Origin of the sequence: Mesorhizobium sp. B2-8-1 (assembly GCF_006440955.1) — a bacterium.
Lineage (GTDB): Bacteria > Pseudomonadota > Alphaproteobacteria > Rhizobiales > Rhizobiaceae > Mesorhizobium.
This window is the reverse complement of the sequence record NZ_VFTX01000006.1, coordinates 219,429-244,891: the sequence shown is the minus strand read 5'-3', so window position 1 is coordinate 244,891 and position 25,463 is coordinate 219,429. Positions and strand designations below refer to the sequence as shown.

Annotated in this window: 24 protein-coding genes and 1 riboswitch; of the genes, 2 read left to right on the top strand and 22 right to left on the bottom strand. The window is 63.1% G+C overall.

The genetic code is table 11. The features are described 5' to 3' along the window. Positions 1 to 6: 6 nt before the first annotated feature. The 22 genes from FJ428_RS17915 to FJ428_RS17810 all read right to left on the bottom strand — a co-directional run bounded on the left by FJ428_RS17915 (position 7) and on the right by FJ428_RS17810 (position 23,210). Positions 7 to 690 carry an ABC transporter ATP-binding protein gene (locus FJ428_RS17915; protein WP_181165304.1) on the bottom strand — a complete coding sequence of 228 codons (684 nt, stop codon included), beginning with the start codon at positions 688 to 690 and terminating at the stop codon, positions 7 to 9. Next, entirely contained in the window at positions 687 to 1,973 is a 1,287-nt protein-coding gene (locus FJ428_RS17910; RefSeq protein WP_140516404.1) for a lipoprotein-releasing ABC transporter permease subunit, read from the bottom strand. Before FJ428_RS17910 ends, FJ428_RS17915 begins: the two co-directional genes overlap by 4 nt. Continuing rightward, on the bottom strand, positions 1,970 to 3,298 hold the full coding sequence (gene proS / locus FJ428_RS17905) for a proline--tRNA ligase (RefSeq protein WP_140879889.1): 1,329 nt from the start codon (positions 3,296 to 3,298) through the stop codon (positions 1,970 to 1,972). Before proS ends, FJ428_RS17910 begins: the two co-directional genes overlap by 4 nt. Before the next feature lie 631 nt (positions 3,299 to 3,929). Beyond that, the gene (locus tag FJ428_RS17900) at positions 3,930 to 4,214 is read right to left on the bottom strand and encodes a DUF1467 family protein (protein WP_140495592.1); all 285 of its coding nucleotides are present in this window, start codon (positions 4,212 to 4,214) and stop codon (positions 3,930 to 3,932) included. Beyond that, the gene (mce, locus tag FJ428_RS17895; protein WP_140495591.1) at positions 4,211 to 4,615 is read right to left on the bottom strand and encodes a methylmalonyl-CoA epimerase; all 405 of its coding nucleotides are present in this window, start codon (positions 4,613 to 4,615) and stop codon (positions 4,211 to 4,213) included. Before mce ends, FJ428_RS17900 begins: the two co-directional genes overlap by 4 nt. Before the next feature lie 110 nt (positions 4,616 to 4,725). Next, positions 4,726 to 6,396 (bottom strand): ribonuclease J, encoded by a 1,671-nt coding sequence (locus FJ428_RS17890; RefSeq protein ID WP_140495590.1) that lies wholly within the window; start codon positions 6,394 to 6,396, stop codon positions 4,726 to 4,728. A 94-nt stretch (positions 6,397 to 6,490) separates the two neighbouring features. Continuing rightward, positions 6,491 to 7,312: a biotin--[acetyl-CoA-carboxylase] ligase gene (locus tag FJ428_RS17885; RefSeq protein WP_140656949.1), complete on the bottom strand. Its 822-nt coding sequence runs from the start codon at positions 7,310 to 7,312 to the stop codon at positions 6,491 to 6,493. 4 nt (positions 7,313 to 7,316) lie between these two features. Continuing rightward, positions 7,317 to 8,753 (bottom strand): NADH-quinone oxidoreductase subunit NuoN, encoded by a 1,437-nt coding sequence (gene nuoN, locus FJ428_RS17880; protein ID WP_140495588.1) that lies wholly within the window; start codon positions 8,751 to 8,753, stop codon positions 7,317 to 7,319. A gap of 19 nt (positions 8,754 to 8,772) precedes the next feature. Continuing rightward, a complete protein-coding gene (locus FJ428_RS17875; RefSeq protein ID WP_140521140.1) occupies positions 8,773 to 10,278 on the bottom strand; it encodes an NADH-quinone oxidoreductase subunit M in 1,506 nt (501 codons plus the stop codon). Beyond that, on the bottom strand, positions 10,278 to 12,251 hold the full coding sequence (nuoL, locus tag FJ428_RS17870) for an NADH-quinone oxidoreductase subunit L (protein ID WP_140879888.1): 1,974 nt from the start codon (positions 12,249 to 12,251) through the stop codon (positions 10,278 to 10,280). The genes FJ428_RS17875 and nuoL overlap by 1 nt, the downstream gene beginning before the upstream one ends. Positions 12,252 to 12,261: 10 nt before the next feature. Next, on the bottom strand, positions 12,262 to 12,570 hold the full coding sequence (gene nuoK / locus FJ428_RS17865; protein ID WP_019858930.1) for an NADH-quinone oxidoreductase subunit NuoK: 309 nt from the start codon (positions 12,568 to 12,570) through the stop codon (positions 12,262 to 12,264). Position 12,571: 1 nt separating this feature from the next. After that, the gene (locus FJ428_RS17860; RefSeq protein WP_140495585.1) at positions 12,572 to 13,192 is read right to left on the bottom strand and encodes an NADH-quinone oxidoreductase subunit J; all 621 of its coding nucleotides are present in this window, start codon (positions 13,190 to 13,192) and stop codon (positions 12,572 to 12,574) included. Positions 13,193 to 13,418: 226 nt separating this feature from the next. Continuing rightward, entirely contained in the window at positions 13,419 to 13,910 is a 492-nt protein-coding gene (gene nuoI / locus FJ428_RS17855) for an NADH-quinone oxidoreductase subunit NuoI (RefSeq protein WP_140495584.1), read from the bottom strand. Further along, positions 13,910 to 14,953 carry an NADH-quinone oxidoreductase subunit NuoH gene (gene nuoH, locus FJ428_RS17850; RefSeq protein ID WP_140495583.1) on the bottom strand — a complete coding sequence of 348 codons (1,044 nt, stop codon included), beginning with the start codon at positions 14,951 to 14,953 and terminating at the stop codon, positions 13,910 to 13,912. The genes nuoI and nuoH overlap by 1 nt, the downstream gene beginning before the upstream one ends. 2 nt (positions 14,954 to 14,955) lie before the next feature. Beyond that, a complete protein-coding gene (gene nuoG / locus FJ428_RS17845; protein WP_140879887.1) occupies positions 14,956 to 17,037 on the bottom strand; it encodes an NADH-quinone oxidoreductase subunit NuoG in 2,082 nt (693 codons plus the stop codon). A gap of 73 nt (positions 17,038 to 17,110) precedes the next feature. Continuing rightward, on the bottom strand, positions 17,111 to 17,806 hold the full coding sequence (locus FJ428_RS17840) for an NADH-ubiquinone dehydrogenase (protein ID WP_140579849.1): 696 nt from the start codon (positions 17,804 to 17,806) through the stop codon (positions 17,111 to 17,113). Positions 17,807 to 17,882: 76 nt separating this feature from the next. Then, complete coding sequence (gene nuoF / locus FJ428_RS17835; RefSeq protein WP_140521143.1) at positions 17,883 to 19,187, bottom strand: NADH-quinone oxidoreductase subunit NuoF; 1,305 nt, start codon at positions 19,185 to 19,187, stop codon at positions 17,883 to 17,885. Between the two features lie 10 nt (positions 19,188 to 19,197). Beyond that, positions 19,198 to 20,475 carry an NADH-quinone oxidoreductase subunit E gene (locus FJ428_RS17830; protein WP_140739456.1) on the bottom strand — a complete coding sequence of 426 codons (1,278 nt, stop codon included), beginning with the start codon at positions 20,473 to 20,475 and terminating at the stop codon, positions 19,198 to 19,200. Beyond that, positions 20,476 to 21,666 (bottom strand): NADH-quinone oxidoreductase subunit D, encoded by a 1,191-nt coding sequence (locus FJ428_RS17825; protein WP_140879886.1) that lies wholly within the window; start codon positions 21,664 to 21,666, stop codon positions 20,476 to 20,478. Next, a complete protein-coding gene (locus FJ428_RS17820; RefSeq protein WP_140879885.1) occupies positions 21,666 to 22,268 on the bottom strand; it encodes an NADH-quinone oxidoreductase subunit C in 603 nt (200 codons plus the stop codon). Before FJ428_RS17820 ends, FJ428_RS17825 begins: the two co-directional genes overlap by 1 nt. Before the next feature lie 4 nt (positions 22,269 to 22,272). After that, positions 22,273 to 22,854, bottom strand: coding sequence for an NADH-quinone oxidoreductase subunit B (locus tag FJ428_RS17815; RefSeq protein ID WP_140495576.1), 582 nt, complete (start codon positions 22,852 to 22,854; stop codon positions 22,273 to 22,275). After that, positions 22,845 to 23,210, bottom strand: coding sequence for an NADH-quinone oxidoreductase subunit A (locus FJ428_RS17810; protein ID WP_140495575.1), 366 nt, complete (start codon positions 23,208 to 23,210; stop codon positions 22,845 to 22,847). The genes FJ428_RS17815 and FJ428_RS17810 overlap by 10 nt, the downstream gene beginning before the upstream one ends. 333 nt (positions 23,211 to 23,543) lie before the next feature. Here FJ428_RS17810 and FJ428_RS17805 point away from each other — a divergent pair, with 333 nt between their 5' ends. After that, positions 23,544 to 24,743 (top strand): winged helix-turn-helix domain-containing protein, encoded by a 1,200-nt coding sequence (locus FJ428_RS17805; RefSeq protein ID WP_140495574.1) that lies wholly within the window; start codon positions 23,544 to 23,546, stop codon positions 24,741 to 24,743. A gap of 29 nt (positions 24,744 to 24,772) precedes the next feature. After that, positions 24,773 to 24,977: riboswitch (cobalamin riboswitch) on the top strand. Positions 24,978 to 25,014: 37 nt separating this feature from the next. Next, the gene (locus FJ428_RS17800) at positions 25,015 to 25,461 is read left to right on the top strand and encodes a DUF1636 family protein (protein ID WP_140495573.1); all 447 of its coding nucleotides are present in this window, start codon (positions 25,015 to 25,017) and stop codon (positions 25,459 to 25,461) included. Positions 25,462 to 25,463 lie beyond the last annotated feature (2 nt).

The window sequence follows — 25,463 nt, the reverse complement described above, 5'->3', positions numbered from 1 at the left end:
AGAGTTCTACAGCGGCACCACCTTGCCCTCGGCCAGGGTGACGCGCCGGTCCATGCGCGCTGCCAGCTGGTGATTGTGGGTGGCGATCAGCGCCGCGAGGCCCGATTGCCGCACCAATGCCTCCAGCGCCTCGAACACATAGGAAGCAGTGACCGGGTCGAGATTGCCGGTCGGCTCGTCCGCCAGCAGCACCAGCGGCGCATTGGCGACCGCACGCGCGATTGCCACGCGCTGCTGCTCGCCGCCCGACAGTTCGGACGGCCGGTGCGATGCACGCTTGCCGATCTGCATGTAGTCGAGCAGCTGCGCCGCGCGCTCGGCCGCCTCCTTGCGCGGCAGACCTTTGATGAGCTGCGGCATCATGATGTTTTCCAGCGCCGAAAACTCCGGCAGCAGATGGTGGAACTGGTAGACGAAGCCGACATCGTTGCGGCGGATCGAGGTGCGCTCGTCATCGGATAGCCGGCCGCAGGCCCGGCCGGAGAGAATCACGTCGCCGGCGTCGGGCCGTTCCAAGAGCCCTGCCGTATGCAGCAGCGTCGATTTGCCGGTGCCGGACGGCGCCACCAGCGCCACCATCTCGCCGCGCTTCAGCGAGAAGTCCGCACCGTTCAGAATGGTGAGCTTGCGCGGCCCCTGGACATAGTGCCGCTCGACGCTCTTCAACTCGATAATGGCCTGCGCCATCATTCGTACCTCAGCGCTTCGACCGGATCGAGGCGGGCCGCCCGCCATGCCGGAAACAACGTCGCCAGGAAGGACAGGCCGAGCGCCATGATGACGACATAGGTCGTCTCGCGCGGATCCATCTTCGCCGGCAACTGGCTGAGGAAATAGAGCTCCGGATTGAACAGCACCTTGCCGGTCATCCAGGAGAAGAACTCGCGGATCGATTCGATGTTGAGGCAGATGATCACGCCGAGCAGCACGCCGGCGATGGTGCCGGTGACGCCGATCGCCGCGCCCGTCATCAGGAATATGCGCAGGATGGCGCCGCGCGAGGCGCCCATGGTGCGCAGGATGGCGATGTCGTGCCCCTTGTCCTTCACCAGCATGACCAACCCGGAGATGATGTTGAGCGCCGCCACCAGCACGATCAGCGTCAGGATCATGAACATGACGTTGCGCTCCACCTGCAGGGCGGAAAAGAAGGTCTCGTTGCGTTGCCGCCAGTCGACGAGGTCGATGGGTCGCTGCGCCGCTTCTTCCACCTTCGGCTTCAGCGCGTCGACATCATCGGGATTGTCGACATAGATCTCGATCGTCTGCGCCCGTCCGTCCATGTTGAAATAAAGCTGCGCTTCCGAGAACGGCATGTAGACGATGGAGGCGTCATATTCCGACATGCCGACTTCGAAGATCGCCGCGATCTTGTAGCCCTTCATGCGCGGCGTCGTGCCGAGCGGCGTCACGTCGCCGTCCGGCGAGATGAGCGTGATCGTGTCGCCGAGCGCCAGGCCGAGATTCTCCGCCATGCGCTTGCCGATGGCGACGCCCTCGCCCGTGTCGAAATCGGCGATCGAGCCCTGCTTGATGTTGCTGGCGACGATGGCGATCTTGCCCAGGTCCTCGCCCCTGATACCGCGCACCAGCGCGCCGGAGCCGCCGCCGACATTGCCTTGCGCCAGCACTTGGCCGTCGATCAGCGGAATGGCGTATTTGACGCCGGCCACGCCGTTGATGCGGCCGGCGACCTGCGCATAGTCCTCAAGCGGCGAATCCAGCGGCTGCACGATCAGATGGCCGTTTACGCCGAGAATGCGGGTGAGCAGCTCGGCCCTGAACCCGTTCATGACGGCCATCACCACGATCAGCGTCGCCACCCCCAGCATGATGCCGAGGAAGGAGATCGAGGCGATGACCGAGATCACCGTCTCCTTGCGTCGCGAGCGCAGATAGCGCCACGCCACCGTGCGTTCGAAGATGGAAAACGGTCCGGCGCCTGCCGGTCTCGCTGCCGCCGCCTCGCTCATGCGGCGGCACCGAAGCGTTTTTTCGCATCGGCGATCGGCAGCGTCACGCGCTCGCCGGTCTTGCGGTTCTTGATCTCGACCTCGCCGGCGGCCACGCCGCGCGGTCCGACGATCACCTGCCAGGGCAGGCCGATCAGGTCGGCGGTGGCGAACTTGCCGCCCGGCCGCTGGTCGGTGTCGTCATAGAGCACATCCTTGCCGGCGGCAGTGAAAGCTGCGTTGAGTTCATCGCAGACACGGTCGCAATCGGCATCGCCGGCTTTCATGTTGATCAGGCCGATGTCGAACGGCGCCACCGCTTCCGGCCAGATGATGCCGTTCTCGTCATGGCTGGCTTCGATGATCGCCGCAACCAGCCGCGACGGGCCGATGCCGTAGGAACCGCCGGAAGCGAAATGATCCTTGCCGTCGGGCCCGGTCACCTTGGCGCCCATCGGCTTGGAGTATTTCTCGCCGAAATGGAAGATATGGCCGACTTCGATGCCGCGCGCCGAAACCTTGTCGCTGTCGGGAACCTCAGCCCAGGCCGCTTCGTCATGCATTTCGTCGGTCGCGGCGTAAGGCGTCGTCCAGGTCTTGACGATGCCTGATATCTCGGCGTCGTTGGAGAAATCGGTGTTGGCTCCGGGCACGCCGAGCCACAGATAATCGCGATGGCAGAACACCTGGCTCTCGCCGGTGTCGGCCAGGATGATGAATTCATGGCTGAGATCGCCGCCGATCGGACCGGTGTCGGCCCGCATCGGGATCGCCTGTAGGCCCATGCGGGTGAAGGTCCGGAGATAGGACACGAACATCCTGTTGTAGGCGGCTCTCGCGCCTTCGAAGTCGAGATCGAAGGAGTAGGCATCCTTCATCAGGAATTCCCGGCTGCGCATGACGCCGAAGCGCGGCCGCACCTCGTCGCGGAACTTCCACTGGATGTGGTAGAGGTTGAGCGGCAAGTCCTTGTAGGACTTTACATAGGCGCGGAAGATCTCGGTGACCATTTCCTCGTTGGTCGGGCCGTAAAGCATGTCGCGGTCCTGGCGGTCCTTGATGCGCAACATCTCCTTGCCGTAGTCGTTATAGCGGCCGCTTTCGCGCCAAAGGTCGGCCGACTGGATGGTCGGCATCAGGATTTCCAGCGCGCCGGCGCGGTTCTGTTCCTCGCGGATGATCTGGCAGACCTTGTCCAGGACCCGTTTGCCCAGCGGCAGCCAGGAAAAACTGCCCTGCCCCTGCTGGCGGATCATGCCGGCGCGCAGCATCAGCCGATGCGAGACGATCTCCGCCTCGCGCGGATTCTCTTTGAGGATGGGCAGGAAATAGCGCGACAAACGCATGGACTGGTCCGTGAATGAGGAGGCCGCGCCAGAATCGGTGCGACGCAGGCTTGCTTGCCCCGGCTTCATAGCCATTTCATGGCGCAATGGGAACCCGGACGCATCGACCCGGAAATCGGAAATTCAGCTTACGAACGGCGTGGCGCGCGGAATGAAAACGTTTTGAGCACCCCTCGCGCGCGCCGCGAATGCTGGACGATCGAAGGAGCCACGGTTGCATAAAACGCCCGGCTGGTGGTTTCCCAAGCAAAGCCTGCCGTACTATTGTGCAGTGCAGCACGAGAATGCCCGTTTCAAGGCAAAATTCTTCGTGACATTTTCATTTCCGTTGGGCTAATGTGCCCCGATAACCGAGAGAGCAGAGAAAAATCTGTTCTCCTACGCGGTCAAAGTCTTGGGAGGATGCGATCTAGGCGCGGTTACTCGCTGCCGCCGGAAACCGGAAACAGATCGGACGCGTTTAAATTGCAAGGCCTTGTGCCTTGCATTTTTTTTGTGCAATCACCTGCTTAGCGCAATGCGTTGCCAAACCACCTTACCCTGCGTCATGATTTTTGAAGCCTGAACAGATGAGCCGGCGCCGAATGGCGGCATGACCTCGCCCGAAGCGCAAGAGCCGGTTTGAATGCTGCTATTTTGCCGTGGCCTGGCCGAATTCCGGCACGATGTGCGGGATGTCGTTGAGGCTATATCCCAGCCCGTGCGTCAGGCCGTAGAAAATGCCCATGAGCACCGCCGTGGCGACGGTGGTGCGGATCACCGCACGCAGCATATGTGGTCCGCGCGGCGCGCTAGGCACCGTGCCCAGCGTCACGTCACGATCGTCATCCTGCGTCCTGACGCTGAACGGCAGAACGGCAAACAGCACCACCCACCAGGTCGCGAAAAACAGTGCGGTGAACGAAACCCAGCTCATGGTTGCTCCAGTTCGATCAGCGTGCCGAAGAAATCCTTCGGATGCAGGAACAGCACAGGCTTGCCATGCGCGCCGGTCTTCGGCTTGCCGTCGCCCAGAACCCGGGCGCCGGCCGCCTGGAGCCGGTCCCGCGCGGTAAGGATATCGTCGACCTCATAGCAGAGATGGTGCATGCCGCCCGACGGGTTCTTCTCGAGGAAAGCCGCGATCGGCGAACCCTCGCCGAGCGGCTCCAGCAACTCGATCTTGGTGTTGCCGACATTGACGAACACCACGGTGACGCCATGCCCGGGCAGCGCCTGTGGTTCGCTCACTTCGGCGCCTAGCGTGTCGCGATAGCAAGCGACAGCCGCAGCCAGATCCGGCACCGCAAGCGCGACATGGTTCAGGCGTCCAAGCATAGAGCGCTCCGCTTTAGGGGAGTAAGGGAGTAGGGAAACAAGACAGAAGAAAAGCAACGGCTCATTCTCCCCTACTCCCCTACTGCCTTATTCCCCTATTCCCCTATTCGTCACCGCGTGACAAATACAGTCACCAGCGGTTTCTTGCCCCAGGCTTCGTTGGCGGCGCCACGTACGGCACGGCGTACCGCCTCCTGCACCAGATCGAGGTCTTTTCGGCGCTGACGGGGGATGGAGTCCACCGCGCCGATTGCCGCATCGATCATCAGGTCCTCCAGCGTCTCGCCTCTGGCGTCGGCCTCGGCGACGCCGATTGCGACCAGATCGGGATCGCCGGCGAGCTCATACTTCTCGTCCAGCACCACATTGACCGCGACATGGCCGGCAAAGGACAGTTTGCGACGGTCGCGAATGCCCATCGCCTGGTCGGTGCCGATCAACCTGCCGTCCTTGTAGATGCGGCCGAACGGCACCTGGTCGATGATCGTGGCAGGGCCGGGAGCAAGCCGCAGCATGTCGCCGTCGCGCACCTGCGCCACCTGGCCGATGCCGGACGTCGACATCAGCGAGCCCTGCGCCACCAGATGCGCGGCCTCGCCATGCACTGGAACGCCGATCTGCGGGCGTACCCATTCATACATCTTGCGCAATTCGCTGCGCCGCGGATGGCCGGAGACATGCACCAGCGCATCGCCGTCCTCGATGATCTTGATGCCGAGATCGACGAGGCGGTTCTTGATTTCGAGGATCGCCTTCTCGTTGCCGGGAATGGTGCGCGAGGAAAACACCACCGTGTCGCCGGCCGTCAGCGACACCGACTTCATCTCGTCGCGCGACAGCTTGGCCAACGCCGCCAGCGGCTCGCCCTGGCTGCCGGTGCAGATGACGACCAGGTTTTCGCGCGGAATGAAGCCGAAATCCTCCTCGGCTATGAACTCCGGCAGACCGTCCATGTAGCCGAGTTCGCCGGCGACATCGATGACGCGCTTCAGCGAACGACCGAGCACCAGGCACTGACGGCCGGCATCGCGCGCCGCCTTGGCGATGGAAACGATACGGCCGACATTGGACGAGAAGGTGGTAACGGCGACGCGGCCCTTGGCGGCCTGGATAACCCCTTTCAGCCCCTCGCCGACCGCGACTTCCGATGGCGATTCGCCTTCGCGCATAGCATTGGTCGAATCGCAGACCAGCGCCAGCACGCCCTTGTCGCCATAGGCGCGGAACCGTGCTTCGTCGGTCTTGGGTCCGATCGTCGGCGCCGGGTCGATCTTCCAGTCGCCGGTGTGGATGACGGTGCCTGCCGGCGAGGTGATGGCCAGCGACATCGGTTCGGGAATCGAATGCGCGACCGGGATCGCCTCGATTTCGAACGGACCGACGGTGAATTTTTCGCCCGCGCGGTAGATGGTCAGCGGGATCTTCGGCGCGCCCTGCTCGCCCTGGCGCTTGGCTTCCAGCAGCCCAGCGCTGAACGGCGTCATCCACACCGGCGCCTTGAGCCTCGGCCAGATATCCAGCAGCGCGCCATAGTGGTCCTCATGCGCGTGGGTGATCACGATACCGCGCAAATTGGCGATGTTCTCTTCGATGAAGCGCGTGTCGGGCAGGATCAGGTCGACGCCCGGATGCGCCGCGTCGGGAAAGGTGACGCCGACGTCGATGACGATCCATTCGCGCGCGCTCGGCGGACCATAGCCGTAGAGAGCGAAGTTCATACCGATCTCGCCGACGCCGCCCAGCGGCACGAAGACGAGTTCGGCGTTTTCCGCTTTCGCCATGATTTTTTCCTTCCTGGCCCTCAGGCCAAGCCATTGAAGCAATTCCGGGAAAAGTCTGTAACGGTTTTCCGTCTGGAATTGCGCAAAAACAAAACTATACCCGGGCGGATGCGACCGCGCCGAAATGCACATCGCCGGCGGCGATCGTCAAAACCGAGCCCTCATCGTCGCGGATCACGAAACGGCAGTCCTCGTCAATGGTCTCGAACACCCCGCGCACCACATTACCGTCAATTCTGACAGCAACCTCGCCGCCAAGCCCTGCCGCGCGTGCCAGCCAGCGCCGCCTGACGGCGGCAAGTCCCCGCCCGTCGTCCCACAGGCGGGCATTCTCGCTCCAGGCATCCGACAGCGCCAGGAACAGCGTTTCGGCATCGCATGCCGCACCCAGTGCGTGAAGCGACGTCGCGGGATACGGCAAATCCTCAGGGTACGCCACAACATTGACGCCGATGCCGACCGCCACCGCGAAACGGCCGCCGTCCAGCATGGCCGATTCCAGCAGGATGCCGGCGAGCTTGGCGCCGGAGGCGAGCACGTCGTTCGGCCATTTCAGCTCGAAACGGTTCTTGCCTTCATTGCCGCCGTCGAGGCCGATGGCGATCCGGCCCCCCGGCACCACGGCATCGAGCGCATCGGCCAGCGCCAGGCCGGCGACGAAACCGAGCGTCGCGGCGAGTCGAAGCTCGCCCCCGGTGAGGACGAGCAGCGTCGCCGCCAGATTTCCCTCGGGTGTCGCCCAGACGCGGCCGCGCCGCCCGCGCCCGCTTTCCTGTTTCTTGGAAACGACCCACAATCTGCCGGGGTCGCCGGCCCGGGCGTGATCCAGCGCCAGCGCATTGGTGGAGCCGACGCTGTCATGCGCCTCCAGCCGGAATCCTTCCGACGCCGAGGTTGGAGCCAGCCGAAATGCCATCCCGTCAGAAGAATGTCTTGGCGGCGGCTTCGGCATAGGTGCCGATCGGACCGCCGATCAGCACATAGAACAGCACGAAAGCGCCGGAGACACCGAGTACGAGGCGCAATTCACTGGCCATCGGCACGAAGCCGCCGACCGGTTCGTCGAACCACATGATCTTGATGATGCGCAGGTAATAATAGGCGCCCACTACCGAGGCCAGCACGCCGATGATCGCCAGCGCGTAGAGGTTGGCATTGATGGCGGCGAGAAAGACGTACCACTTCCCCCAGAAGCCGGCGAGCGGCGGGATGCCGGCCAGCGAGAACATCAGGATGGTCAGGATCGTCGCCATGATCGGGTTGGTCGAGGACAGGCCTGCCAGGTCGCTGATCTGCTCGACATTGCCTTCCTTGCGCCGCATGGCGAGAATGAAGGCGAAGGTGCCGAGCGTCATCACCAGATAGATCAGCATGTAGATGGCGACGCCGCGCACGCCGGCCTGGCTGTTGGCGGCAAGGCCAACCAGCGCGTAGCCCATGTGGCCGATCGAGGAGTAGGCCATCAGGCGCTTGATGTTGGTCTGGCCGATCGCCGCGAAAGAGCCGAGCGCCATCGAGGCGATGGAGATGAAGACGATGATCTGCTGCCAGTCGGAAGCGATCGGCTTGAACGCGCCCATGGTGACGCGCACGATCAGCGCCATAGCCGCCATTTTGGGTGCCGCCGCCAGGAAAGCCGTCACCGGTGTCGGCGCACCCTCATAGACGTCGGGCGTCCACATGTGGAACGGCACCGCCGAGATCTTGAAGGCGAGGCCGGCCAGCACGAAGACCAGGCCGAAGACGAGGCCAAGCTGGCGCTCTCCGCCGCCCAGCGCCGTCGCGATCTCCTGGAACCCGGTGTTGCCGGTATAACCATAGACCAGGCTGATGCCATAGAGCAGCATGCCCGACGACAGCGCGCCGAGGACGAAGTACTTCAGGCCCGCCTCGGTCGAGCGCAGGTTCTCGCGGTTGATCGCGCACAAGACATAGATCGCCAGCGACTGAAGCTCGAGGCCGAGATAAAGCCCGATCATGCCGTTGGCGGAGATCATCAGCATCATGCCGAGCGTGCACAGAAGGATCAGCACCGGATATTCGAACTTGTCGAACCGCTCCGCCCTGGCGAAGCGCATCGACATGATCAGCGTCACCGCCGAGCCCACCAGCGCCAGCAGCTTCATGAAGCGGGCAAAGGAATCCTGGATGAAGGCATTGCCGTAGGCACTGCCCTGCCCGGTGGAAAAGATCAGCCAGGCGCCCGATATCACCAGCACGGCGACGGCAAGGCCGGTTACGGTGTTGGCGGTGTTGGCGCGCGAATAGGCCCCGACCATCAGCAGCGCGAGCGCGCCGATGGCAAGGATCAGCTCGGGCGTCGAGAGCGACAGGCTGGAGAGAAGGTCCGGCGTCATGGTTCGCAAAACCCCTGGGTCAGTTCGCCGCCGCGGTCTGCGCGGCGCCGATGGATGCGGTGACATTGGTGACGAGCGACTTGACCGACTGGGCCGTCGCGTCGAAGACGGGAGCGGGATAGACGCCGAAGAAGATGACCAGCACAACCAGCGGATAGATGATCGCCTTCTCGCGTGTCGACAGGTCGAGCAGGCCCTTGAGGCTGTCCTTGGTCAGCGCGCCGAAGATCACCCGGCGGTAGAGCCAGAGCGCGTAGGCGGCCGACAGGATGACGCCGGTGGCAGCGAAGAACGCCACCCAGGTATTGACCCGGAACACGCCGAGCATGGTCAGGAACTCGCCGACGAAGCCTGACGTGCCCGGCAGGCCGACATTGGCCATGGTGAAGATCAGGAACACGGTGGCGTATTTCGGCATGTTGTTGACCAGGCCGCCATAGGCGGCGATCTCACGCGTGTGCATGCGGTCATAGATGACGCCGACGCACAGGAACAGCGCGCCCGAGACCAGGCCGTGGCTGAGCATCTGGAAGATCGCGCCCTGCACGCCTTCCTGGTTCATGGCGAAGATGCCCATGGTCACGAAGCCCATATGGGCGACCGACGAATAGGCGATCAGCTTCTTCATATCCTCCTGCATCAGCGCCACCAGCGAGGTGTAGATGATGGCGACGACCGAAAGTGCGAAGACCAGCGGCGCGAACATCTCGGACGCCAGCGGGAACATCGGCAAGGAGAACCGCAGGAAGCCGTATCCGCCCATCTTCAGCAGAATGGCGGCCAGGATCACCGAACCGGCTGTCGGCGCCTCGACATGCGCATCCGGCAGCCAGGTATGCACCGGCCACATCGGCATCTTCACCGCGAACGAAGCGAAGAAGGCGAGCCACAGCCATGTCTGCATGTTGGCGGGGAAATTGTGCGTCAACAGCGTCGGGATATCGGTCGTGCCGGACTGGTAGAACATCGCCATGATGGCGAGCAGCATCAGCACCGAGCCGGCGAGCGTGTAGAGGAAGAACTTGAACGAGGCATAGACGCGCCGCTTGCCGCCCCAGACGCCAATGATGATGAACATCGGGATCAGGCCGGCTTCGAAGAAGACGTAGAACAGCACGATGTCGAGCGCGCAGAACACGCCGATCATCAGCGTCTCGAGCAGCAGGAAGGCGATCATGTAGGCCTTGACGCGCTTTTCGATCGCTTCCCACGACGCCAGGATGCAGAGCGGCATCAGGAATGTCGTCAGGATGACGAACAGCATCGAAATGCCGTCCACGCCCATATGGTAGGAGATGCCGGAATCGAGCCAAGCGACCTTCTCGACGAACTGGAAGCCGGCTTGCGAATTGTCGAAGCCGGTCCAGATGAACAGCGAGATGATGAAGGTGAACGTCGTCGTCAGCAGCGCGATGGCGCGGATGTTGCGGCGTGCGTTTTCGCTGTCGTCGTTGATGAACAGGATGAGCAGCACACCAACCAGCGGCAGGAAGGTGACCAGCGAGAGAATTGGCCAGGCGGTCATCAGAGCATCATCCAGGTGACGAATGCGGCAACGCCGATCAGCATGGCGAAGGCATAGTGATAGAGATAGCCGGTCTGCAACTTGACGACGCGGTTGGTGACATCGACGACGCGTGCCGAAATGCCGTCAGGCCCGAGACCGTCGATGACGGTGCCGTCGCCGGTCTTCCACAGGAAGGAACCGAGGCGTTTGGCCGGCCGCACGAACAGGAAGTCATAGAGCTCGTCGAAATACCATTTGTTGAGCAGGAAGGCATAGAGCCCGCGATGCTGGGCGGCCAGATTGACCGGCATTTCCGGCGAGCGGATGTAGAACTTCCACGCCAGCGCCAGGCCGATCAGCATGGCGATGAACGGCGACAGCTCGACCCATAGTGGCAGTTCGTGGATGTCGTGCAGGATGTGATTGTCCGGCAGTGTGAACAGCGACGCCTTCCAGAATTCGGCATAGCCTTCGCCAATGAAGGCACCGTGGAAGATGATGCCGGCAAACAGCGCGCCCGCCGCCAGCACGAACAGCGGCACCAGCATCACCGGCGGCGATTCATGGACATGGTGCATCACCTCATGGCTCGCCTGCGGCCTGCCGTGGAAGGTCATGAAGATCAGCCGCCAGGAATAGAAGGAGGTGAAGCCGGCGGCGATCACCAGCAGCACGAAGGCGAGGCCCGCCACGGAATTATGCCCGGCAAAGGCCGTCTCGATGATGGCATCCTTGGAGAAGAACCCGGCGGTGCCGATGACGGTGACCGGAATGCCGACGCCGGTCAGCGCCAGCGTGCCGATTACCATCATCCAGTAGGTCGTCGGGATCAGCGTCCTCAGGCCGCCCATCTTGCGCATGTCCTGCTCGTCGGAAACAGCATGGATGACCGAGCCCGAGCCGAGGAACAGCAGCGCCTTGAAGAAGGCATGCGTGAACAGGTGGAAGATCGCCGCGCCATAGGCGCCGACGCCGAGCGCCACGAACATGTAGCCAAGTTGCGAGCAGGTCGAATAGGCGATGACGCGCTTGATGTCGTTCTGGACGAGGCCGACGGTCGCCGCGAAGAAGGCGGTGAAGGCGCCGATGAAGGTCACCACCGTCAGCGCCGAATGCGACAGCTCGAACAGCGGCGACAGCCGCGCCAGCATGAACACGCCGGCCGTCACCATGGTGGCGGCATGGATGAGCGCCGAGACCGGTGTCGGACCTTCCATGGCGTCCGGCAGCCAGGTGTGCAGCGGCACCTGCGCCGACTTGCCCATGGCACCCATGAACAGCAGCAGGCAGACGATCGTCATCGCTGCCTGCTTGTCCAGCGCATAACCGAGGAAGGTCAGCACCGCAGCACCTTGCGGGGCGCCTTCAGCCGGGATGAACGTCGCCGCATTGGCGAAGATGGTGCCGAGATTGACCGAGCCGAACAGCACGAACACGCCGAAGATGCCGAGCGCGAAGCCGAAATCGCCGACGCGGTTGACGACGAAGGCCTTGATGGCCGCGGCGTTGGCCGAGGGCTTCTTGTACCAGAAGCCGATCAGCAGGTAGGACGCCAGGCCCACCCCTTCCCAACCGAAGAACATCTGCACGAGGTTGTCGGCCGTCACCAGCATCAGCATGGCGAAGGTGAACAGCGACAGATAGGCAAAGAAACGCGGCCGGTTCGGATCGTGGTGCATGTAGCCGATCGAGTAGATATGGACCAGCGCCGACACGGTGTTGACCACCACCAGCATGACCACCGTCAGAGTGTCGATCCTGAGCGCCCAGGACGCCTCCAGTCCGCCGGACTGGATCCAGCGCAGCACCGGCACGGTGAACACCTCGCCATGGCCGAAGCCGACGGTGAAGAAAGCAACCCACGACAGCACCGCCGCGATCACCAGGAAGCCGGAGGTGATGTATTCGGACGCCTTGGCGCCGAGCGACGTGCCGAACAGGCCGACGATCAGGAAGCCGAGCAGCGGAAGGAAGACGATGGCCTGGTACATGGTGGTTCCGTCAACCCTTCATCATGTTCACGTCTTCGACCGCGATCGAGCCGCGGTTGCGGAAGAAGACGACGAGAATGGCAAGTCCGATGGCGGCCTCCGCCGCTGCGACCGTCAGCACGAACAGCGCGAACACCTGGCCGACGAGGTCGCCGAGAGCCGCCGAAAAGGCGACGAAATTGATGTTGACCGCAAGCAGGATCAACTCGACCGACATCAGGATGACGATCACGTTCTTACGGTTCAGGAAGATGCCGAACACGCCGAGCGTGAAAAGGATCGCCGATACGGTCAGATAATGTGCGATGCCGACGACCATCTCAGACTCCTTCGCCCGACTTGACCTTGCGGATTTCCATGCCCGTCGCCGCCGTGCGGGCGACCTGGGCTGCGATCGACTGCCGCTTGACCCCTTCCTTGTGGCGCAGCGTCAAAACGATGGCACCGATCATGGCCACCAGCAGCACGAGGCCCGAGATCTGGAAGTAGTAGAGGTAGTCCGTATAGAGGATGTCGCCGAGCGCTGCCGTATTCGAGCGCGCCGCGAGATCGGGAATCGGCTTCGATACCGTCGAGGCGAGCTGCGGCGCGAAGGTATAGCCGCCGAGCACCACGATCAGTTCCGCCGCCAGGATCAGTCCGACCAGCGCGCCGATCGGCGCATATTGCAGAGCGCCCTCCTTCATCTCGGCGAAGTCGACGTCGAGCATCATGACGACGAACAGGAACAGCACCATGACAGCGCCGACATAGACGACGAGCAGGATCATCGCCAGGAACTCGGCGCCCGTCAGCATGAACAGGCCGGCGGCGTTGAAGAAGGTCAGGATCAGGAACAGCACCGAATGCACGGGGTTGCGCGACGAAATGACCATGAACGCCGACGCCACGGCGACAAAGGCGAAGAGGTAGAAAAAGGCCGCCTCTAGTCCACTCAGCATTGGGGTTCCCCCGGGTTCCTGTCCAAACAGGACGTTCGTCCTGTTTGTTGTCTGTGGCTTCGTTCCGCCTCCGGTGCGAAGCCGCGTTGTCCTAGCCCATGTTCCAACCGGGTTGAAAGACCCGGCGCAAAGAAACATGGGCAACTCTGAAGTCCTGAGGGATGACCTTGCCTGAAATGCTTCGGGTCATCCCCGGACAAGGGCCCTCGCCCCTGTCCATGCGATATCAGCGGTACGGTGCGTCCAGCGAGATGTTGCGCGCCAGTTCGCGCTCCCACCGGTCGCCATTCGCCAGCAGCCTGTCCTTGTCGTAGTAGAGTTCCTCGCGCGTCTCGGTCGCGAATTCGAAATTCGGCCCCTCGACGATGGCGTCGACCGGGCAGGCTTCCTGGCAGAAGCCGCAATAGATGCACTTCACCATATCGATGTCGTAGCGCACGGTACGGCGCGTGCCGTCGTTGCGGCGCGGGCCGGCCTCGATGGTGATGGCCTGCGCCGGACAGATCGCCTCGCACAATTTGCAGGCGATGCAGCGTTCCTCGCCATTGGGATAACGGCGCAAGGCATGCTCGCCCCGGAAGCGTGGGCTCACCGGCCCTTTCTCGTGCGGATAATTGATCGTCTCCTTCGGCGCGAAGAACTGGCGCATCGACAAGAAGAAGGCGCTGACGAAATCCTTCAGCAGCAGCGATTTGGCGGCCTGGGACAGAGCGGACATCACGCAAACCCCGTGATCTTGAGGAAGGCGGCGGTCAGCACCACCATGAACAGCGAGATCGGCAGGAACACCTTCCAGCCAAGCCGCATCAGCTGGTCGTAGCGGTAACGCGGCACGAACGCTTTCACCATGGAGAACATGAAGAACATCAGGCAGATCTTGAGCACGAACCAGATCACCCCCGGCACCCAGGTGAAGGGCGCGAAGTCGAACGGCGGCAGCCAGCCGCCGAGGAACAGGATGGTGGCCAGCGCGCACATCAGCACGACGGCGACATATTCGCCGAGGAAGAACAGCAGGAACGGCGTCGACGAATATTCGACCATGTGGCCGGCGACCAGTTCCGATTCGGCTTCGACGAGGTCGAAAGGCGGGCGATTCGTCTCGGCTAGCGCCGAGATGAAGAAGATGACGAACATCGGCAACAGCGACAGCCAGTGCCAGTCGAGGAAGGTGTTGGGCAGGCCGAGCCTGGTGCCGAGCCCATCCTGCTGCGACAGCACGATGTCGGACAGGTTGAGCGAGCCGACGCAAAGCAGCACGGTGACGATGACGAAGCCGATCGAGACCTCGTAGGACACCATTTGTGCGGCCGAACGCAGCGCCCCGAGGAACGGATATTTCGAATTGGACGCCCAGCCGCCCATGATCACGCCATAGACCTCGAGCGAGGAGATGGCGAAGACATAGAGGATACCGACATTGACGTTGGCGACGGCCCAGCCCTGGCTGACCGGAATGACCGCCCAGGCCGAGATCGCCAGAACCGCCGATACCAATGGCGCCAAAAGGAACACGCCCTTGTTGGCGCCGGACGGGATCACCGGCTCCTTGAAGACGAACTTCAACAGGTCGGCGAAAGCCTGCAGCGTGCCCCAGGGGCCGACGACGTTCGGGCCGCGGCGCAGTTGCACCGCCGCCCAGATCTTGCGGTCTGCATAGAGCAGGTAGGCGACGGCGATGAGAAGCACGACGATCAGTACGACCGACTTCAACACGATGATCAGCGCCGGCAGCACGTAAAAGGAGAAGAAGGTGTCCATGCTTATTCCGCCGCCTGCTTGAAGCCGCTCTTGGCAAGCGCCGAGCATTCCGCCATCACGGCAGAGGCCCGCGCGATCGGGTTGGTCAGGTAGAAGTCCTGGATCGGCGACGTGAACGTGCCCTTGTTCAGCCGTCCGCCAAGCTTCGCCACATTGGCGATATCCTCGGCATTGCCCGCAGCAACCTGGTCGATGCGGGCAAGATGCGGGTATTCGCCGTAGAGTTTAGCGCGCAGCTGCGGCAGCGAATCAAACGGCAACTTCTTGCCCAGTACATCCGACAATGCCCTGACGATGGCCCAATCCTCGCGCGCGTCGCCCGGCGCGAAGCCGGCGCGGTTGGTCTGCTGCACGCGCCCTTCCGTGTTGACATAGGTGCCCGACTTCTCGGTGTAGGCAGCGCCCGGCAGGATGACGTTGGCGCGGTGCGCGCCGGCATCGCCATGGGTGCCCACATAGACGACGAAAGCGCCGCCGGTCTTTGCCATGTCGATCTCGTCGGCGCCGAGCAGGAACAGCACGTCCGTCTCGCCCAGCATGCCGGCGACGTTCCTGCCGCCCTCGCTCGGCACGAAGCCAAGGTCGAGGCCGCCGACGCGTCCAGCCGCATTGTGCAGCACGGCAAAGCCGTTCCAGTCCGCGCGCGCGGCGTTCACGGCCATGGCGAGCTTCGCTGCCTGGCCGAGCACCGCCGCGCCATCGGGGCGTGCCAGCGCGCCCTGGCCGACGATGATGAGCGGATGCGTGGCCTTCTTCAGCACCTGGAAGAACTTGCCATCACCGTCGGCCAGATCCTTGAGCGATTCCGGTCCTGCGCCCAGCAGTTCGTAGTCATAGCGTGTATCCCCGACATCGCCGATGACGCCGACCGGCAGATTGCCGACCCGCCAGCGCTTGCGGATGCGGGCGTTGAGCACCGAGGCTTCGAAGCGCGGATTGGCGCCGATGATCAGCACCGCGTCCGCCTGTTCGATGCGTTCGATGGTGGGGTTGAAAATGTAGCTTGCCCGGCCAAGCGACGGGTCGAGCGCGGCGCCGTCCTGGCGGCAATCCATGTTCTTCGAACCGAGTGCGGCCATCAGGAGCTTCAGCGCGTAGATTTCCTCGACCGCGGCAAGATCGCCCGCTATGGCGCCGATCTTCTCGGGCGTAGTCTTCGACACGGCGTCCTTGATCGCCGTGAAGGCCTCGGCCCAGCTCGCCGGGACCAGCTTACCGTCCTTGCGTACATAGGGCCGGTCGAGACGCTGCGTGCGCAGGCCGTCCCAGATGAAGCGGGTCTTGTCGGAGATCCACTCCTCGTTCACCGCCTCGTTGACGCGCGGCAGGATGCGCATCACCTCGCGGCCGCGGCTGTCGACGCGGATCGCCGAGCCGACGGCATCCATGACGTCGATGGATTCGGTCTTGGTCAGTTCCCACGGCCGTGCCTGGAAGGCGAAAGGCTTGGAGGTCAGCGCGCCGACGGGGCACAGGTCGATGACATTGCCCTGCAGCTCCGAGGTCATCGCCTGCTCGAGATAGGTGGTGATCTCGGCATCCTCGCCGCGGCCGATCAGGCCGAGTTCGGAAATGCCGGCAACCTCGGTGGTGAAGCGAACGCAGCGCGTGCAGTGGATGCAGCGGTTCATCACCGTCTTGACCAGCGGGCCGATATACTTGTCTTCGACCGCGCGCTTGTTCTCGTGATAGCGCGAGGAATCAACGCCGAAGGCCATCGCCTGGTCCTGCAGGTCGCATTCGCCGCCCTGGTCGCAGATCGGGCAATCCAGCGGATGGTTGATCAGCAGGAATTCCATCACGCCTTCCCTGGCCTTCTTGACCATCGGCGTGTTGGTGAAGATTTCCGGCGCTTCTCCGTTCGGACCGGGACGCAGGTCGCGCACGCCCATGGCGCAGGACGCTTGCGGCTTGGGCGGCCCGCCCTTCACCTCGATCAGGCACATGCGGCAATTGCCGGCGATCGACAACCGCTCGTGGAAGCAGAAGCGCGGCACTTCCGCGCCCGCGTCCTCTGCCGCCTGCAGCAGCGTGTAATGGTCGGGTACAGTGATTTCTTTCCCGTCGACCTTGAGCTTTGCCATTCGCCTCAAACCTCTGCGGATTTCCCGCAATCTCATTTCCCGGGCGCGACAGACGCGGCGCCCGGCATTTCACTCACTTCTTCGCGGCCAGCACAGCCGCCTGGGCAATCCAGTCGTCGCGCACGATACGGCCGTTGAACGACAGGTAGTCGTCGACCCAGGCGATCTCTTCGGGTGACCAGTCGGCGATCTGGCGGAACGTCCAGATGCCGAGCCCATTGAGCACCGTCTCCAGCTTCGGGCCGATGCCCGATATCTTCTTGAGATCCGAAGGCTTCCCCGGCCTGTCCACAGCCTTGGGCTGCCTGAAATCCTCGGGCAGCAGCACATCCGGAAGCTCGTCCGCTGACCGCCCCGCCTGTGCCGCCGGCACCGTGGTGGCGGCCTCCCTGGCGGCAATGTCGGTGACTTCCTGCGCGAAGGACTGCGCCTCCGCAATCAGGGTCTTGGCCGTCGCCCGCGCTCTGGTGGATGAAAGGCTCGCATCCTCGAATTGTTCGACGCGCGCCTCGAAATCCTCGATGAGCGGCTGCATGAGGCGTTGCGACGCCTCGGCTGCGCCCGACAGCGCGCCCAACCAGACGCCGAAAGCGTGGTTGGCGAGCCCAAGTCCCAGAGCCGACATCGCCGCCGCGCCCGCGACAGGGTGCGCCAGAAGGTTGACGGCGCCGGCCATCTCCTTCGGCATCATCCTGGTCAGGTCCTGGTTCATCTTCTCGATCTGGTCCAAATTGGGCATCAACGGGTGGGGTGTCGAATACGGCGCCATAGAATTCTCCTGGTCGTTTCTTCGTTCGCCCCGCCCCGTTCTTCTCGCTCCGGGCTATCGCCCATTCAATGCTTCTCTATTCCGCCGCCACCAACACCGGCTCGGCCCGGTGCGCGTTGCGCGAAAACTCGTCGATGCGCCGCTCCACCTCGCCGCGGAAGTGCCGCATCAGGCCCTGGATCGGCCAAGCGGCCGCGTCGCCCAGCGCGCAGATCGTGTGGCCTTCGACCTGCTTGGTCACGTCGAGCAGCATGTCGATCTCGCGCTTCTGCGCCTCGCCGCGCACCAGCCGTTCCATCACCCGCCACATCCAGCCGGTGCCTTCACGGCACGGCGTGCATTGGCCGCAGCTCTCATGCTTGTAGAAGTAGGACAGCCGCGCGATGGCTTTGACGACATCGGTCGACTTGTCCATGACGATGACGGCCGCCGTGCCGAGGCCGGATTTGAGGTCGCGCAGCGCGTCGAAATCCATCGGCGTATCGATGATCTGCTCGGCCGGCACCAGCGGCACCGAGGCGCCGCCAGGAATGACCGCCAGAAGATTGTCCCAGCCGCCACGGATGCCGCCGCAATGCGTCTCGATCAGCTCGCGGAACGGGATCGACATCGCCTCTTCGACGGTGCACGGATTGTTGACGTGGCCGGAGACGCAGAACAGCTTGGTGCCGACATTGTTGGGCCGGCCGAAGGATGAGAACCAGGCCGCGCCCCGACGCAGGATCGTCGGCGCCACAGCGATCGATTCGACGTTGTTGACGGTGGTCGGGCAGCCATAAAGGCCGACATTGGCCGGAAATGGTGGCTTCAGCCTGGGCTGGCCCTTCTTTCCCTCGAGGCTTTCGAGCAGCGCCGTCTCCTCGCCGCAGATATAAGCCCCGGCGCCATGGTGCATATAGACGTCGAAATCGTAGCCTGAAGTGTTGCCCTTGCCGATCAGCTTGGCCTCATAGGCCTCGTCGATGGCACGCTGCAGCGCCTCGCGCTCGCGGATGAACTCGCCGCGCACATAGATGTAGGCCGCGACCGCGCCCATGGCGAAGCCGGCGAGCAAGGCGCCTTCGACCAGCGTGTGCGGATCGTTGCGCAGAATGTCGCGGTCCTTGCAGGTACCGGGCTCGGATTCGTCGGCATTGATGACGAGATAACTCGGCCGGCCATCGCTCTGCTTGGGCATGAACGACCATTTCAGGCCGGTCGGGAAACCGGCGCCGCCGCGGCCGCGCAGGCCCGACGCCTTCATCTCGTTGACAATCCACTCGCGCCCCTTGGCGACGATGCCGGGCGTGTTGTCCCAGGCGCCTCGCGCCATTGCGCCGGCCAGCGACTTGTCGAAGAGGCCGTAGATGTTGGTGAAGATGCGGTCTTTGTCCTGAAGCATTGTTCGTCCCTCAGACCGGCTTCTTGCCGAAGACGCGGATATATTCGGCGACGCCGCCCTTGGCGAGCGCCTTGGCCTGCTTGACCCAGTCGTCTCGCTCGATGCGGCCGCGGAAGGAGAGATAGCTGTCCACCCACTCCCGTTCGGCCTTCTTCCAAGACGCAACCTGGGCGAAGGTGAAGATGCCGAGCGAATGCAGGATGCTCTCGGTCCTCGGGCCGACGCCGGAGATCAGCTTGAGATCGTCGACCAGCGCCGGCCTGGCGATGCCGGCCGGCCGGTTCTTGTCTTCCAACGAAGGCTTGGCCGCTTTGGCGGGAAGCTTGGTTTCCGGCGACTTGAACGCGGAAGCCGGCTCAGCCTTGTTCAGGGGGCCGCTGCGCGGCTTCAAAACTTTCTCGACCTCGGGCGCCGCCTTGTTGGCGTTTGTCGCCGAGTGGCGGGGAGCCGCGACGCTCGCCGCTTTTTCCGTTGCCGACGCGACCTTGGCCGGCGACGGCGTTTTCAGCGCCGGGCTGGTTTCAGCCGCATCGGTTTTCGGCTTGCTGGCATTGGACGGCGCGACAGGGGTGGCGGCCGGCGTTGGCACCGGCGCCGCGATGATCGCGTCGGGTGCCGCCTTGGCGGCCTTGGCGGCTTCCCTGGCCTCCCTGTCACGGGTCGACTTGAGGATCGCCTTCTCGCTTTTCAGCGTCGTGAGGCCGGCGGCCGGCTCCGAGCCGGTGCGGCCGTTCTGCGGCCCCGGCGTCACCGAGGCGCCCTTGCCCGCATCGTAGAGATCTATGATTTCGGCCAGCCGTTCCGGCGTCAGGTCTTCGAACGTGTCCTTGAAGATCATGACCATCGGCGCGTTGACGCAGGCGCCGAGGCATTCGACCTCTTCCCACGACAGCGTTCCCTTGTCGTTGGCGTGGAACTGGTCATGGTGGATCTTGGAGCGGCACACGTCCATCAGCGCTTCCGAGCCACGCAGCATGCAGGGCGTGGTGCCGCAAACCTGGATGTGCGCCCGCGTGCCGACAGGATTCAGCTGGTACTGCGTGTAGAAGGTCGCGACCTCGAGCCCGCGGATGCGCGGCATGCCGAGCATGTCCGAAATCGTCTCGATCGCCGCCTTGGTGACCCAGCCTTCCTGCTCCTGCGCCAGCATCAGCAGTGGAATGATCGCAGACTGTTCCCGGCCCTTCGGGTACTTCTTGATCCATTGCTTGGCCGCGGCCGCGTTCGCCCGGTTGAAGGCGAAGGATGCTGGCTGGACGCTGGCTTCTGCGAGACGACGGACTGACATTTAGCGATCGACCTCACCAAACACGATGTCGAGGGAGCCGAGGACGGCGGTGACGTCGGCCAGCATGTGACCGCGGCACAGGAAATCCATGGCCTGGAGATGCGCGAAACCGGGCGCGCGCAGCTTGCAGCGATAAGGCTTGTTGGTGCCGTCGGAGACCAGATAGACGCCGAACTCGCCCTTGGGCGCCTCGACCGCCGCATAGACCTCGCCGGCCGGCACGCGGTAGCCCTCGGTGTAGAGCTTGAAGTGGTGGATCAGCGCTTCCATCGAGCGCTTCATCGCCTGGCGCTTCGGCGGCACGACCTTGCCGTCGAGGTTCGACACCGGCCCGGCGCTTTCCTTGCCGAGCAGGAGATCGATGCACTGGCGCATGATCTTCGCCGACTGGCGCATCTCTTCCATGCGCACGAGGTAGCGGTCGAAACAGTCGCCGTTCTTGCCGATCGGAATATCGAAATCGAGCTCCGAATAGCATTCATAGGGCTGCGATCTGCGCAGGTCCCAGGCAGCGCCCGAGCCGCGCACCATGACGCCGGAAAAGCCCCAGGCCCAGGCGTCGGCCAGCGAAACCGTGCCGATATCGACATTACGCTGCTTGAAGATGCGATTGCCGGTCAGCAACTGATCGAGGTCGTCGATCGACTTCAGGAACGGATCGATCCACCTGCCGATGTCCTCGAGCAGCTTCTGCGGCAGGTCCTGGTGAACGCCGCCCGGACGGAAATAGGCGGCATGCATGCGCGAACCCGAGGCGCGCTCATAGAACACCATCAGCTTTTCGCGCTCGACGAAGCCCCACAGAGGCGGCGTCAGCGCGCCGACGTCCAGCGCCTGCGTCGTCACATTGAGGATGTGCGACATGATGCGGCCGATCTCGCAGTAGAGCACGCGGATCAGCTGACCGCGCTTCGGCACCTCGATGCCGAGCAGGCGCTCGGCGGCCAGTGCGAAGGCATGCTCCTGGTTCATCGGCGCGCAATAGTCGAGCCGGTCGAGATAAGGCACTGCCTGCAGGTAGGTTTTGTGCTCGATCAGCTTTTCGGTGCCGCGATGCAAGAGCCCGATATGCGGATCGACACGATCGACCACTTCGCCGTCCAACTCCAGAACCAATCTCAAAACACCATGCGCGGCAGGGTGTTGCGGTCCGAAGTTGATGTTAAAATTGCGGACGGAAGTTTCGGCCATTACTGCTTTGCCTTCTCATCCCCTGGCAGCACGTAATCGGTGCCTTCCCATGGGGACAGAAAATCGAAATTGCGGAATTCCTGCTTCAGTTCCACCGGCTCGTAGATGACGCGCTTAGCTTCGTCGTCGTAACGCACCTCGACGAAGCCGGTCAGCGGGAAATCCTTGCGCAGCGGGTGACCGTCGAAACCGTAATCGGTGAGAATGCGCCGCAGATCGGGGTGACCCGAAAACAGCACGCCATAGAGATCGTAGGTCTCGCGCTCGAACCAATCGGCGCCGGGATAGACGCCGGTGATCGACGGCACCATCGTCTCCTCGTCGGCCTGCACCTTGACGCGGATACGCACGTTCTGCTTCGGCGACAACAGGTGATAGACGACGTCGAAGCGCTTGGCCCGTGACGGATAATCGGCGCCGCAGACATCGATGACCGAGATGAATTGGCAGCGCGGATCGTCGCGCAGGAAAGTCACCACTTCGATCAGATCGCGCGGTTCGACATGGATGGTGAGTTCGCCATAGGCGAACACTGCTTCATTGACGCGGCCAATCAATTTTTCGCCGAGATAGGTCGACAGTTCGCTCAGGGATGCGGCCATGGATTTACCGTTCGATCGTGCCGGTGCGGCGGATCTTCTTCTGCAGCAGAAGAATGCCATAGAGCAGCGCTTCGGCGCTCGGCGGACAGCCGGGCACATAGATGTCGACCGGCACGATGCGGTCGCAGCCGCGCACCACCGAATAGGAATAGTGGTAATAGCCGCCGCCATTGGCGCAGGAGCCCATCGAGATGACGTAGCGCGGCTCCGGCATCTGGTCGTAGACCTTGCGCAGCGCCGGAGCCATCTTGTTGGTCAGCGTGCCGGCAACGATCATGATGTCGGACTGGCGCGGAGACGCGCGAGGAGCAACACCGAACCGCTCCGAATCGTAGCGCGGCATCGAGGTGTGGATCATCTCGACGGCGCAGCAGGCGAGGCCGAAGGTCATGAACATCAGCGAGCCGCTGCGCGCCCAGGTGATCAGCGCCTCGGTCGAGGTGACGAGAAAGCCCTTGTCGGCGAGTTCGTTGTTGATTTCGAGGAAGAACGGATCATCGGACCCAACCGGCCTGCCGGTATTGGGATCGATCAGACCCTTGGGCTTCGGCGCGACGAGCGTGCCGGAACTGTCGCTCAATCCCATTCGAGCGCTCCTTTTTTCCATTCATAGGCAAAGCCGATGGTCAGCACCGCCAAAAACACCATCATCGACCAGAAACCGAGCATGCCGATTTTCGAGAACGACACCGCCCACGGAAACAGGAAGGCCACTTCCAGGTCGAAGATGATGAACAGGATCGACACCAGGTAGAAGCGGATGTCGAACTTCATACGGGCGTCATCGAACGAGTTGAACCCGCATTCGTAGGCGGAAAGCTTTTCCGGGTCGGGATTGCGGTAGGCCACCAGGAACGGCGCCACGATAAGCGCGACGCCGACAGCCGCCGCCACTGCGATAAACAGGACGATGGGCAGGTACGAACTGAGAAGTGCGTTCATGCTGCGGCTTTCCGTTGGCGCCAATCCATTTTGATTACAGCACCAGACCCCATTTCGGAAGCGTGACAGTTTAACCGCTGAACCGTTTTAAGGGGCCTTTGCTGCAACGCGGCGAGGGTTAGCGCAGCGCTTCCGGCGAAGCAAGTCAAACCTTGTTCAAAACACTGGCCTGGACGGCATAAGGGAAGAAACTGGTCCGATCCGCTCCTGTCTGATTTCCTTCGCTTTTTACTCCACTTTTCTCTCCTGACAGAGTTGCCGCCAAAACCCTGCTAGCATGGCCGGAATCAACTGTCCGAACGACGCTCAACAAGCCATCAGAGTCGCATCCGAATGAAGGAAAAGATCTCGCTTGCCACGGCCCGGCGTATCGCGCTCGCCGCCCAAGGGTTCACTGATCCCCGCCCCGCCGGCACGCCCGACCGACGCCACTTCGCCCGCGTGCTCTCGCGTACCGGCCTGCTGCAGATCGATTCCGTCAGCGCGGTGGTGCGCGCTCACTACATGCCGCTCTATTCGCGCCTTGGTCCCTACCCGTTCGCCTTGCTCGACAACGCCGCCGTCACGCGCAAGCGCACGGTTTTCGAATACTGGGCGCACGAGGCTTCCTTCCTGCCGGTCGAGACCTATCCCCTGATGCGTTGGCGCATGCAGCGCGCGGAGCGTGGCGATGAAATGTATCTGGGTCTCGCCAAATGGGGCCGCGAGCACGCCGCCTATATCGAAGAGATCTACCGCGAGGTCGCGGAGCGCGGCCCGATCGCCGCCTCCGCGCTCGAAGGCCAGAAAGGGTCCGGCGGCTGGTGGGGCTGGAGCCACGCCAAGCATGCCTTCGAATGGCTGTTCTGGGCAGGACGCATCACCACCGCGCACCGCCGTGGCTTCGAACGCTTCTACGATCTGCCCGAGCGCGTGCTGCCGCAGGCGATCCTCGATCTGCCGGTGCCGTCAGCCGAGGACGCGCATCGGGAATTGCTGCGGATATCCGCCCGCGCTCATGGCGTCGCGACAGCAAGCGACCTGCGCGACTATTTCCGCCTGTCGCCGGCCGACATGAAGGGCCGGCTGGAGGAGCTGGTTGAAACAGGCGAGCTGGTGCCGGTGCGTGTCGAGGGCTGGAACAAACCGGCTTACCTCCATAAGGAGGCCCGTATTCCACGAAAAATCGAGGCCCGCGCCTTGCTGGCGCCGTTCGATCCGGTCGTTTTCGAGCGCTCGCGCACGGAGCGGCTGTTCGATTTCCACTACCGCATAGAAATCTACACCCCTGCCGAAAAACGGCAATACGGCTATTACGTCCTGCCGTTCCTGCTCGGCGACAGGATCGTGGCGCGCGTCGACCTCAAGGCCGACCGGCCGGCCAGCGTGCTACGCGTCCACGCGGCCTATGCCGAGCCCGGCGCGCCGCCTGAAACCGCCGCGCAACTCTTCCAGGAATTGACGCAGATGCAGGGCTGGCTCGGCCTCGAACGGATCGAGGTTACGCCCGCCGGCGACCTTGGGCAGCCGCTCGCCGACATTGCCGTGTCGTAGACGCGCGTTGACACCGCCGCCTGCAAGAGCCTAAATCCATTCCAGACGGTCTCCTCTCGGCAAAGGGAGGAGCCAAGAGGGAATGCGGTGCGAAATCTCGATTTCAAATCCGCGGCTGTCCCCGCAACTGTAAGCGACGAGCCAAGGCCGAAAACCACTGGGACGGTCCCGGGAAGGCGGCACGAAGGCGATGACCCGCGAGCCAGGAGACCTGCCGTCTGAGACATAAGAATCCGATCGCCCGGCGGGTTTTCCGGGCAAGGAGCCCGATTTGGAACGCGACAGCAGTTTCCCGGCTGAAACAGCGGACATTTTGTCTGGCGATAGCGACTTGTCTGGCGATAGCGACGCCTTGGCCGGCGTCACTGTCATCATCTGCGCTTCCTGCCGCGACGAGACCGGTTCCGATGCCCATCCCCGCGCCGGCGAAGTTTTGGCTCAAGATACGCGCCAAGCCGCAACGGCCGACAATGTCCGTGTCCGCACCGTCGAATGCCTCGGCAACTGCAAGCGCCGTCTCAGTGCCGCGATTCTTCGCGACGGCTGCTGGAGTTATGTCTTCGGCGACCTGAACATCGCCAGCGGCGCCGATCTCGTGACCGGCGCGAAACTCTTCGCCGCTTCGACCAACGGCCTCATTCCGTGGCGTGGTCGCCCGGATTCCCTCAAGCGCGGCCTCGTCGCCCGCATTCCTCCCCTCGACATGCTGAAGGACTGATC